Here is an 11,577-nt window from a genome sequence, read left to right as displayed (position 1 = left end):
TCGTCTACACTCTTTCCCTACACGACGCTCTTCCGATCTGTTATCCTTTTTAGGAATAAACCGATCAATTAGTGCAATGAGGACTATCCCCCCAAAAAAACCTCCAACAGTTGCCCAGTTGCCGTTTACTTGACCTAATGCTCCTACAAGTGCATCTTTTGCTTTTACAAAGATTTCAATCATAGAGACATAAATCATTACACCTGCGGAAAACCCAAGTGCCAATGATAAAAACTTCGTATTCGTTCTAGAAGTAAAAAAAGCCATTAAACTGCCAATACCTGTCGCTAAGCCGGCAAACAATGTGAGACCTAATGCAAATAAAACTTCCTGCGACATTTCACTCTCTCCTTTTTCACTGTTGCCAAAAAGTTTCTCCAGGGCAACTTTTGCCTTAAAAAAATATATATCCAAGATTACTAAAAGTATATGCGCCTATCTTAAAAAGTTTACTTTGGTAAACATTTTATCTCCAACGCAAACCAAAAGCAATAAAAATAACTCTGCAATTCATTTTTCTTCAATATTATAAGAATGATGGAGAAAAATGTGCATTAAAAATAGCAAAAAACCTCCGCCATTTACCACAGCGAAGGATCAATCCCAGACACGCTTTAATTTGAAAAATTCCTGAAAGTACCCCCATACCGATATGGGCGACATAATCATCTGATAGAAAAGGATAAATGTAAAAAACCCTATTACATTTTTTCTAACCTTCAGATTCAGATTATTAAAAACATAATGCTTTTGATACATATATAAAATACCGTAACTTAAAATGGTAAGCGGCAAGACAAATAATGTCATCGGGCCAACTATCCAGAAATAACCGAAGAATGCCAGAATCAATCCAGGGATCCAGAAGAAAGTATACACCATGTCCAGATATGGCATAACCAGATTAACGCCTGTTAAGTATTTTGTGTAAATTTGGGGCTGATTCCATGGTTTAATTTCATTCAAGCCCTCAATCATTCCCCTTGCCCACCTGGACCTTTGCTTTGCAAAGTGTGCTAGATTGGAAGGAACATCAGTAAATGCTGCAGCCAGCGGCTCAAAATACACTTTCCATTCCTTCTGAAGAAGTCTCCATGTCAATACAATATCTTCGCCAATTGCATCGGGCCAGCCATTTACCTGGCGGACAGAATCTGTTTTGTACAAACTGAATGCCCCCTGAGCAACCAGCGTTCCCTGATATAACCCCTGCAGCCTTTTTATTGAGGCAATACCCAGGTAATAGTCCCACTCCTGTATTTTAGTCAATATGTTTTCTCGGCTATTGCGCACAAGCATGGAGCCCGCTACGGCACACACTTCTTCAGGACTGCTTTCCATGCGTGCTACTAAAAAGCGGACAGCTGAAGGATGAAGCAGGGTATCGGCATCAAGCGTGATAACATACTCTGTTGTCACATGCTGCAGCCCTTTGTTTAATGCATGGAATTTTCCCGGCTTGGATTCCTTCAAAACTTTGATTTCAAGGTTAAGCTCTTTTGAAGCCCTTACTAATTCGCAATAGGTATTGTCTGAAGAACGATTGTCTATAACAATAGCTTTAATTTTGCCTTTATAATCCTGGCTTGCCACATAGCTTAACGTTTGAAAGATTGTATTCTCTTCATTAAAGGCAGCTACCAGCAAAGTCACTTCCTTATCGGGATCCGGATTTTTAAAGGAAGGCTGCCTGTCCAAAAGCAGGCTCATCACCAGAAAAGCATTCATATAGCCAGGCACATAGGCAATGCCTCCAATAATAAGAATACTGATCGGGAGCGTGACAATTTCCGATAAGTCCTTCAGCCAGGGCAGCGATAGATATATAGAAAAAGTCAGCCACACTGCTGAAACGAGGTGGCTGAGTACAAACTTTTTATTAATGGAGACATATAATTTTTTACTTCCGCGCCTTGCCACCGGCTTGATGGGTGTTAGACTTGGCTGCATAAGCTCACCTTCAAAATAATATAGTTAATTAAAAAATATATTATTCTGAAGGTGATGTAACCTGGTAAATAATACTACAATCCCCCTCCGGGTGGATTTGCACTAAGTCTTTCTTCCGCATAGGTTCGAGATAAGCTGGGACTTCCTATTACTCCGGGTAGGTCTCCCTTAAAAAATCAATTGATTGAATAATTAATTCCTTTAGAACTTCTACATCGATATCTGAAATCTTATTTATGTAAACGCAAGCTTTTCCGGTTGTATGTTTTCCAAACCTTTCAAGCATTTCAGCTCTTTTTTTATCCCCGGGTGCAAAGTATAGGCTTATTTTTGCCTTTCTCGGCGAAAAGCCAACAAGTGGTGCATCCCCTTCATGACCAGTTGCATATTTATAATGATACGAGCCAAAACCTATGATGCTTGGTCCCCACAATTTTGCCTGATAACCGGCCGTTTCTGTAAAGATATCCAGAAGCTTATATGCATCCTCCCTCTTTTTAGGGCTCTCAACTTTTTCTATAAATTCAATTACACTGTTATCGTTCTCTTTTGTTTTTACTTCGTACATAATAGTCAGCTCCTTATTTGGATTTGATTTGTACTTCTCTAAAAACAGGTAATTTCCTTCTGAAAGCATACCTCAACAGCAATAAAGAGCAACCATATGATTGCTCCTCACCCATATTTTTATTTTAGAAAGGTTCCTTCCATATATTCCTTATAAGCGGTTCGTATTTCTTCTACCGTGTTCATAACAAACGGTCCACGTGCAACAACCTGTTCTTTGACTGGCTCGCCTGCATAAAGTAAAAAGCGCATAGGCTCTTCGGCTTTAACAGAAATTTCGCTTTCAGCGTTCCCGCCATCTCCCAATTCAAGGACTTGGCCTTTTGCTGCATGAGCTTTATTTTCTCCAAAAACACCGCTTCCTTCTAAAATATAGATGAAGCCCTTGTAACTGCCAGGCAGGTCAATCGAGGCTGCCGCGCCTTTTTTCATCCTTGCTTCAACCATCGTTACAGGCACATGATTTAGGGCAGGAGATACAACCCCTTTCGAGGATCCGGAGAAGACTTTAAAAACAGCACCCTCTTCCTCTCTGACTGGAACTTCACTGCCTTTAAGATTTTGATATCGTGGCGCTGTCATTTTCTTTTCGCTGGGAAGATTGATCCACAGCTGCAGAGAATGGGCAGTTATTCCTTCTGATGGCACTTCGTTATGAACGACACCGCTGCCCGCTGTCATCCATTGAACATCTCCAGGACCTAACACGCCTCCCTCACCGGAATGACTATCGAAATGCTCAATAGCCCCTTCAATGACATACGTTACAGTTTCTATACCGCGATGGGGATGGACGTCAAACGCGCCCTTTTGAAATTTATCCTCCATCATCAGAAGGAATGGGTCAAACCTTTCCCAATTCCCTGGTTCAATCACAGGGCCTGCTGTATGAATAGGGCTATGCTCCTGCAGTTTTACTTTTCTGACTGAAGCGATTTCCCGCTTAGTTATCTCCTCATTTCCCATACGCCATTTCTCCCCTTTACATGTAGAGGGAGCAATTGGAAAACAATTGCTCCCTCTATGATTACTGATTCCCCTTTTTAATCCACCCGGCAACTGTGACAGTTCTTTTCGCCTGATGCTTAACAGCTTCTTTCACATCTTCAATCATTTTTCCATCCTGGTCAACCGTTACGCTTGTTCCATATGGATTGCCCCCTGCTCCAAAGAGAACGGGATCTGTATAACCAGGAGCAGCCACAATCGCACCCCAATGGTACATCGTGGTATAAAGCGAAAGAATAGTTGCTTCCTGGCCGCCATGCGGATTTTGGGCTGAAGTCATTGCACTTACAGCCTTATTCGCAAGCTTTCCTTTCGCCCAAAGTCCTCCCGTTGTATCAAGAAACTGCTTCATTTGGGAAGGCATATTTCCGAAACGGGTCGGCACGCTGAAGATAATGGCATCTGCCCATTCAAGATCATCCGGCTTAATTTCAGGCACATCCTTTGTCGCCTCGACAGTTGCTTTCCATACAGGATTACCTTCAATTGCTGATTGCGGCGCCAGCTCTGGAACCTTAAAAACTTTAACTTCCGCACCAGCTTCTTTGCCGCCTTCCTCCGCCCATTTAGACAATTGATAGTTTGTTCCGCCCATGCTGTAAAAAATGACTGCCAATTTTACATTTTCCATATTAATCGTCTCCTTTTTAGCTGAATTTCCAAATAACCTTGATAGGATACCCATGTCAGCACCGCCTATTCACTCATTATCTTCCCTTTTATTTCATTAGATTAACTATTTTTATATTTCTTTATACCAGCGGGCTGCAGCCTGAACCTCACCCATGGTTAATTGGTGTCCAAAACTTTCCCAGTGAAGTTCGACTTTCGCTCCTGCACCTTCCAATAAAGACTGTAAATCAGTGGATTCTTCTGCTGGACAAATCGGGTCATTGGTTCCTGCTGCGATAAATACTGATGTGCCGCTAAGGTCAGGCAATTCAGCACCACGCCTTGGAACCATTGGATGATGCAGAATCGCTGCTCTTAAGGCGTTTTCATGATGGAATAATAAGCTTCCTGCAATATTAGCTCCATTTGAATAGCCAATTGCCACAATATTTTCACGCTCAAAGTCGTATTTCTGTGCGGCTTCATCTAAAAAGCCGTTTAATTCTTTAGTGCGAAAAATCAGATCTTCTTCATCAAAAATACCTTCTGCCAGCCTGCGGAAAAATCTCGGCATACCGTTTTCCAGCACATTTCCGCGCACACTTAAAACAGAGGCCTCCGGATCAATATGCCCTGCAAGCGGAAGCAGGTCAGTTTCTGTACCTCCTGTTCCGTGAAGCAGCAATAATACAGGTTTAGATGGATCTTTTCCTTGTTGAAAAATATGTTTCATAGTATCTTCCCCCTTCGTTTTAATCCGGTTCCCTAACTACAATAGGAATTAATTTCCGCTCGATGGCGATTTCTCATATCCTATTTAATGTAACCTAAAATTAGCCATTAAAACTCATTTTAATCCAAGTATTTTCCTTTCAAGATATGAAACCGCAATTTAAATCTCTGTTCGTCTTTTCACTTTTTCAAGTAATTTTATTAAATGATCCAGCTCAGACGAATCCAATTCCTCAAAATAAGAGTTCACCCACTGCTGGTGTTTCGGCATAATCTCTTCCAGTAACTTATTCCCTTTATCAGTTAAACCAATATGAATCGCCCGGCGGTCATTCGGACATGCGATTCGTTTGGCATATCCCTTTTCCACAAGCTTATCAATTACATAGGTCATTGAGCCGCTCGTAATTAATATCCTCTTTCCAATTTCGTGTATCGTTTGCATATCTTTATGGTATAGAGCTTCCAGCACTGAAAACTCGGTCATGCTAAGGCTATAATTGGTGATACTGTCCTTTATGCATTCATGAATGGATTTGGATGTCTGCATGAGAATCAGGAATGCCGGGTTAGGGCACAACCTTTTCATATTATCACCTGCCTCAATACCTCGAATTGATTTATCTTGATTTCGAGATAATTATAAAATACATTTATGATTATGTCAATATTCCGGATTGAAAGACTCTTTCTTTATTACACAGTGAAAACAAGAAAAGCTCAGAGTATGCTGAATTCATTTGTTTTAACGGATTTTAAACACTGAACATTTTATTCATTCAGCATATTGACTTCATCTTTAACATAAAGGTATATATGATTTATAATATTAGAATTTTCCGATAAATTTAGGGGTGAGGGAATGTATAATGCATACTGCCGAATAGTTCAAAAAACTTTCAAGCTGGCATCGCCATTTCTGCCATGGCGGGAACCGGAATTATTAGAAGGTTCCAATAGCCTGGACAAACTTCCTGATGTGATTAGGAAGAAAGACATCAGCAGAATTCTGATTGTAACTGACAGCGGCATCAGTGCTCTTGGCCTAATGGATGGTTTGCTGTTAAATTTACAGAAAAAGAATATTGAATTTTATATATATGATAAAACCATTCCAAATCCTACAATTACTAATATAGAAGAAGCACTGGAGGTATATAAAAAGAACGATTGCCAGGGGATAATTGCTTTTGGCGGGGGTTCTCCGATGGATTGCGCCAAAGGAGTTGGTGCAAGAGCTGTGAGGCCGGAGAAAAGCATATCACAATTGAAAGGTCAATTTAAGGTTAGAAAAAAGCTCCCTCCAATCTTTGCAGTCCCAACCACAGCAGGAACTGGAAGTGAAGCCACTGTTGCAGCGGTCATTACCGACAGCCAATCACATGAAAAATATGCGATCATTGATTTGAACTTAATCCCGCATTATGCTGTTCTTGACCCCTTGATTACATTAAAAATGCCTCCTACTATAACAGCAGCAACCGGTATGGATGCACTAACCCATGCCGTCGAAGCCTACATTGGCAGAAGCAATACAGCAGAGACTAAAAAATTCAGCATTGATGCAGTCAGGCTAATTTATGATAATCTTTATAAAGCATACCAGAATGGTGAAAACCTGACGGCAAGAGCCAACATGCAGAAGGCTGCTTATCTCGCAGGACTGGCTTTCACCAGGGCCTATGTTGGCAATGTTCATGCTATTGCCCATACGCTCGGAGGCTTTTATTCGGTCCCTCACGGTTTGGCAAATGCCGTCATCCTTCCATATGTACTGGAGCATTATGGTGAGGCAGTATGGGATCCTTTAGCTGAGCTGGCAGTGGCCGCAAGTATTGGCAATGCGTCAGATTCGGCTGAAGAAAATGCCAAAAATTTTATTCTTAGCATAAAATCCCTAAACAGCAGAATGGGGATTCCGTCAAAAGTCAGCGGAATTCAAGACAGTGACATTCCAATCATGGCTGAACGTGCCTTAAAGGAAGCCAATCCCCTTTATCCTGTTCCGAAAATCTTCAGCAGAGATGAAATGTTAAGGCTGTACCAGCTGATAAAAGATTAAAAAGGGATATATTTGTACGTTACTTCGTCTAAACATCATTTTGTAGGGCCGTGCGATTCATGGTTGATTAATAAGAACGAATGGCTCTCCTTAAATTTAGATAGTGCCCTTCATGCTGAATCTGCTTGAGTGAATGGCACTTATCTATGCCAATAGTGCCTTTCAGGCTGATTTAGCATCAGTCAATGGCGCTTATAAATGAGAATAGTGCCTTTCGGATTGAATAATCAAGAAAGAGTGGTGCTTACCGACTTGAATCATGCCAATGGTTCAAACAAATAAAAGGCAGATTGCACATGACTGCATTCCGCCTAACTAAAACCGTTTCTTTATAAAATTCATGAACACAAGCATGGAAGTTGATATCAGTAATATAATTGAAACCCACATCCAAGCCAGTTCCATATCTCCTGAATCCATAGCAACGTAGATCGCGGTAGGAAGTGTTTGTGTCTTTCCGGGTATATTGCCTGCAAACATTAATGTGGCACCAAATTCTCCTATTGCCCTTGCAAAGCTTAGTATTGCTCCTGTCATGATGGCTTTAGAAGCCAGCGGCATCGTTACATACAGAAAAACCTTTAAATCTGATGCACCATCGACTCTTGAGGCGTCTTCAATCTCATTGTCAATGGATTCGAAACCTGCCCTGGCTGATTGATACATTAAAGGAAAGGCTACAACCGTCGCTGCAATAACAGCAGCCCACCACGTGAAAATGACTGGCCCGTTAAACAGCCATTCAAACCCTCTGCCGACAAAGGATTGCTTTCCGAAAACCACAATCAGCAGAAATCCTACAACAGATGGCGGAAGGACCAATGGCAAAAGCAGCAAAGTATCTATAATTGCCTGGCCTCTAAATGTCCGATTTGCCATCAGTTTTGCAGCAAAAACCCCTATCACTAAAACAGCGAGAAGCGAAATAGAGGCAATTTCCAGTGAGAGTTTAACCGGTGACCAAAAGTATTCGGATTGAATCATTTCAGCAGGCAGGAAAAACCGTATTGCTCCATTTTAGACATACCTTGTTCAAATTGCATAAATCCGTAGAAAAGCTGTGCCGCTTCCCGGTTTTTACTCTCATTTAAAACTCCCAGCGGTCCCATCGGATAGAAAATAACCATATAAACTCCTTTGTAAATAGAAATACATCTGTTAAATATAATATACCTTATCATTATAAATGAAAAATTAAGAGCAGCCTTCTATTAACTTGAAGTTTTTGTGTCATAAGTCAGGTTTAGATTTTTATAGTAAATCACTGTTGCCTCCAGATCGCCTTTTTCAGTCTGTGCGAAGCCTGGTATGATGCCTGCTTTAACATATCCTGCTGATTGATAAAGGATATTGGAAACATCACCTTCTCTTGTATCAAGCACAAGCAGGCTTCGGCCCTCCTGTTTCGCTTTATCTTCTGCCGCTTTTAATAGCATGCGGCCCAGACCCTTTCTGCGGATGGAGGGATCAGTCATTAATTTTGCAATCTCCGCACGATGGCTTCCATTTTCTTTCTGGCATAAATGGAGCTGGATTGTTCCGGCAGCTTTCCCATCCATTACAGCTATAAATAAAACCACATCATCGCTTTTTAACAAATTCCCCCAGTACTCCTCTGCCTCAACATGATCAAGCGGGGGCAGAAACCCTATTGACGCCCCATCATTTACCACCTCAATTAATAGTTTGGACAGCTCATTTTTATGTCCTTCAATGGATTTTACCTCGAAAATATCCATTCCCGTTCACCCGTTTCTTTGTTTTATCAGACAATTCCGCTTATAGCGAATCCAATACATTAACATTCCATATAAGTAAAAAGTTCTCCTCCCTGCCTCAAAACAAAACTCCAATAAAAAAGCTTTGCCAAAAAATTCAGGCAAAGCTTTCATTATCCACTTATCGAAACCAGCCCTTTTTCTTAAACCACCAAAACATGCCTAAGGCAATAATAAACATTAAAAACAGCGTTTCAAAGTATCCATATTTCCATGTTAATTCCGGCATGTTTTCAAAATTCATACCGTAAATGCCCGCTATGAAGGTTAATGGCATGAATATGGTAGTTATAACAGTAAGGACTCTCATCACCCTGTTTGTCTGATGAGAGTTGATTGATAAATAGCTGTCACGGATATCGGTCGTCAATTCCCTGTTTCCATCAATCATTTCAGTCAATTTCAATAAGTGGTCATGAATATCTGCAAAGTATTCGTATCTTTCCTTTACGCCTTTAAGCCTATGGGAATTAATTACACGGTATATTAAATCCCGCATCGGAATGACTGTATACCTTATCTGCAATAAATGATGACGGATATCAAATAATTTCTCCAATAATTCTTCCATTGTTTCATCATTTGGATTATCTTCAATGAGACTCAAACGATCTTCAAGCTGATAAACGATGGGAAAGTAATTATCCACTATTTTATCAATGATATGATACATGACCAGATAGGGGTCCCATTTGTTGATTTTCTTACTCAGGCTTAGCCTTTCCCAAACATCATTCATTTCTTTGGAAAGTTCATGGTGGTACGATACTATGTAATTTGAACCGATGAAAAAGTTGATTTCCTGCTTATCTTCGTTAATATGATTTAAGCTATGTGTGACAAAAAAGCTATAGTCTTCATAATAATCCATTTTGGGGCGCTGGAGTTTGACAACACAATCCTCTATTGCCAGGGGATGAAAGTGAAAGGTCTTGTCTAGTTCAGCTGTTTCCTCCTCGGTTGGCTGATCAAAATCAACCCAAAACCACTTATAGCCTTCCCACTCTGCTTTCAGCCTCTCATGTGTTATATTTTTCTCCAGTTCATTTTTCTTATTAACAGCTTGTATTCTAATCATGATTGTCACCTGGTCTTTCCAATCTGTAAACGTATTTTTTCCACTTTTGATAATGATATCCTAATAAGGACTCTTCCAATGGTATATTTATTATTTACCTCTTTAACTTGCTCTGTTAAACAGGAAAATGCTTTGCTACATTTACTATTACCATGCGATCATTTCAGCTTTTTTTTATATTTAATGAAGAGTCTTCACAAATCCAGTACTCATTGCCTGATAGCCTAAACTTAAGTAAAAATGATGAGCGGCTTCGCGCTCAGTCCTGTTTCCGCTATTTAGGACGATTCCGGCAGCCCCCAATTGTTCTGCAAAATTTTCCACAGCCATCATCAACTGCTTGCCTGCGCCAATCCCTCTGTAATTTTTATCAGTTACTAAAGAAATAACCCTGATATGAATGCCGTCAGTATTGTATAAAAGACCGGTGTGGAATCCAACCATGCCAATAACCTTATCTTTTAGACATGCCACTAATGTACAGTAATCAGGATGTGAGCCGATGTTTTTAAGCCTTGTTTCCATTTGCTCCTGCGATACAGGATAACCCAAGTCCTCCATTAAACGGGCAAGGCGTGGAATATCCTTGATAGCGGCTTTCCTGGTATGTATTTTATGCTCCATTTTTCACCTTCCTGCCTTCATGCGGTTTTATTCCCTTATCCAAATTGCTTTTGTATATCCAATTTTCAAACCTGCTTTTTCCATATTATTCTGGCTTGCCGAACCAAACCTCGCCTGACCTGTCACCAGTTCAGCATTATTTGTTATCGCTTGGTATATTCGGGCTTGAATAAGCGCGCTGTGGACTCCCATGTTTCTAAAAGAAGGCAAAACAGCTGCAGCCGCAAGATTTGCTATCCCTTCCTCCATAAAAATAACACCTATTCCAGCTGGTTGGTTATCTGCAAAAGCGAGGTAAAAGACCCAGTTTTTATTGCCATAAAGCACCTCATTATTTTCAGCTATCCCCTGGCTGAGGAATCGAGGCATGCCAAATCCCTTTGTATAAACCTCGCCGAAAAGATCAAAATCAGTTCTTTGCATCCTGCGTATATCAATACCAGCATGAATGGGAAGGTCCTTAAGATCTGAAGGCTCCGCAAACAAAGTGGTATGGAAAGCACATTGATAAAATCCTTTTTGATGAAGCATCTTCAGTAAATCTGATGATCCGTTTGACGGTGTGATCTCCAATCGAATGGGAATCCCTTTTCCCTGGTAGAAATCAACTATTTGATCCAGAACTTCGGCATCGGCTTCCTTAAACCCCTTTACGAGATTGAAGGTTGGACCCGGAATATTCCTGGCAAAAAAAACGGTTGTCTGGCCAATTCTTTTAATCTCCACACCCATTGGGTTTCCATCCCGATTTTGAATAGCTGTCAACCTGGAGTGCAGCACACTGGTCTCTGCCTGATCCAGCCTGTCAGCTAAGTCACTTTTCATCACTAGATTCATAATTTGCACCTCATTTATTAAACGTCAAGCCTTCCAAAAGAATGCAATATTTTATATCGCTTAACTGCAAGTATTCCTTTCCAATAATTGCGTGCGATTTGGAATTCATTATCAAATTGTCCCCAGCTCCAGGAAATATCCCATGTTCCTTCATTTGAGATCTGCTCAATATAGAAATCAAGATTATCATCAATTAAGTTTCCAAATTTCATAGAAAGAGAATCTTCAGGATGCTCAGCAAAATCCAATGGAGTGGCTGTATAGCCTAATCCCCAATCTCCTTTGTTCTTCCCGGCAGCTTTGTATGCAAGAGTATTCACTTTTTCAGT

Annotated in this window: 13 protein-coding genes and 2 pseudogenes; 1 reads left to right on the top strand and 14 read right to left on the bottom strand. The window is 40.6% G+C overall.

The annotated features are described in order from the left end of the window. The 7 genes and pseudogenes from ACEQ1T_RS08355 to ACEQ1T_RS08325 all read right to left on the bottom strand — a co-directional run. Positions 1-339, bottom strand: a pseudogene (locus tag ACEQ1T_RS08355) (zinc transporter ZupT); the annotation flags it as partial. Between the two features lie 258 nt (positions 340-597). Next, positions 598-1,950, bottom strand: coding sequence for a glycosyltransferase (locus ACEQ1T_RS08350; RefSeq protein ID WP_206843625.1), 1,353 nt, complete (start codon positions 1,948-1,950; stop codon positions 598-600). Positions 1,951-2,098: 148 nt separating this feature from the next. Then, positions 2,099-2,518, bottom strand: coding sequence for a DUF1801 domain-containing protein (locus ACEQ1T_RS08345; protein WP_370222438.1), 420 nt, complete (start codon positions 2,516-2,518; stop codon positions 2,099-2,101). Positions 2,519-2,637: 119 nt separating this feature from the next. Further along, positions 2,638-3,483, bottom strand: coding sequence for a pirin family protein (locus tag ACEQ1T_RS08340; RefSeq protein ID WP_206843620.1), 846 nt, complete (start codon positions 3,481-3,483; stop codon positions 2,638-2,640). Between the two features lie 61 nt (positions 3,484-3,544). After that, a complete protein-coding gene (wrbA, locus tag ACEQ1T_RS08335; protein ID WP_113881368.1) occupies positions 3,545-4,156 on the bottom strand; it encodes an NAD(P)H:quinone oxidoreductase in 612 nt (203 codons plus the stop codon). Positions 4,157-4,267: 111 nt separating this feature from the next. Next, on the bottom strand, positions 4,268-4,870 hold the full coding sequence (locus ACEQ1T_RS08330) for an alpha/beta hydrolase (RefSeq protein ID WP_370222436.1): 603 nt from the start codon (positions 4,868-4,870) through the stop codon (positions 4,268-4,270). 159 nt (positions 4,871-5,029) lie between these two features. Then, on the bottom strand, positions 5,030-5,458 hold the full coding sequence (locus tag ACEQ1T_RS08325) for a MarR family winged helix-turn-helix transcriptional regulator (RefSeq protein WP_206843591.1): 429 nt from the start codon (positions 5,456-5,458) through the stop codon (positions 5,030-5,032). A 273-nt stretch (positions 5,459-5,731) separates the two neighbouring features. On the opposite strand from ACEQ1T_RS08325, the gene ACEQ1T_RS08320 reads away from it, so the two are divergent. Next, positions 5,732-6,931, top strand: a complete 1,200-nt coding sequence (locus ACEQ1T_RS08320) for an iron-containing alcohol dehydrogenase (protein ID WP_370222434.1) — start codon at positions 5,732-5,734, stop codon at positions 6,929-6,931. 315 nt (positions 6,932-7,246) lie between these two features. On the opposite strand, the gene modB is transcribed toward ACEQ1T_RS08320, so the two are convergent. From modB to ACEQ1T_RS08285, 7 genes and pseudogenes are all read right to left on the bottom strand, one after another. Then, entirely contained in the window at positions 7,247-7,915 is a 669-nt protein-coding gene (modB, locus tag ACEQ1T_RS08315) for a molybdate ABC transporter permease subunit (protein ID WP_206843588.1), read from the bottom strand. After that, positions 7,912-8,058: a hypothetical protein gene (locus tag ACEQ1T_RS08310; protein WP_370222432.1), complete on the bottom strand. Its 147-nt coding sequence runs from the start codon at positions 8,056-8,058 to the stop codon at positions 7,912-7,914. Before ACEQ1T_RS08310 ends, modB begins: the two co-directional genes overlap by 4 nt. A gap of 84 nt (positions 8,059-8,142) precedes the next feature. Then, a complete protein-coding gene (locus ACEQ1T_RS08305; protein ID WP_370222431.1) occupies positions 8,143-8,670 on the bottom strand; it encodes a GNAT family N-acetyltransferase in 528 nt (175 codons plus the stop codon). A gap of 160 nt (positions 8,671-8,830) precedes the next feature. Next, entirely contained in the window at positions 8,831-9,787 is a 957-nt protein-coding gene (gene corA, locus ACEQ1T_RS08300; protein WP_370222430.1) for a magnesium/cobalt transporter CorA, read from the bottom strand. A gap of 180 nt (positions 9,788-9,967) precedes the next feature. Beyond that, a complete protein-coding gene (locus ACEQ1T_RS08295) occupies positions 9,968-10,411 on the bottom strand; it encodes a GNAT family N-acetyltransferase (protein WP_370222428.1) in 444 nt (147 codons plus the stop codon). 27 nt (positions 10,412-10,438) lie between these two features. Beyond that, the gene (locus ACEQ1T_RS08290; RefSeq protein WP_206843548.1) at positions 10,439-11,248 is read right to left on the bottom strand and encodes a GNAT family N-acetyltransferase; all 810 of its coding nucleotides are present in this window, start codon (positions 11,246-11,248) and stop codon (positions 10,439-10,441) included. Between the two features lie 17 nt (positions 11,249-11,265). Further along, positions 11,266-11,577: pseudogene (locus ACEQ1T_RS08285) on the bottom strand (hypothetical protein); the annotation flags it as partial.

The organism is Cytobacillus sp., from assembly GCF_964223445.1.
Taxonomy (GTDB): Bacteria; Bacillota; Bacilli; order Bacillales; family Cytobacillaceae; genus Cytobacillus.
The sequence above is the reverse complement of the archived record's forward strand: the minus strand, read 5'-3'. Positions and strand labels throughout refer to the sequence as shown.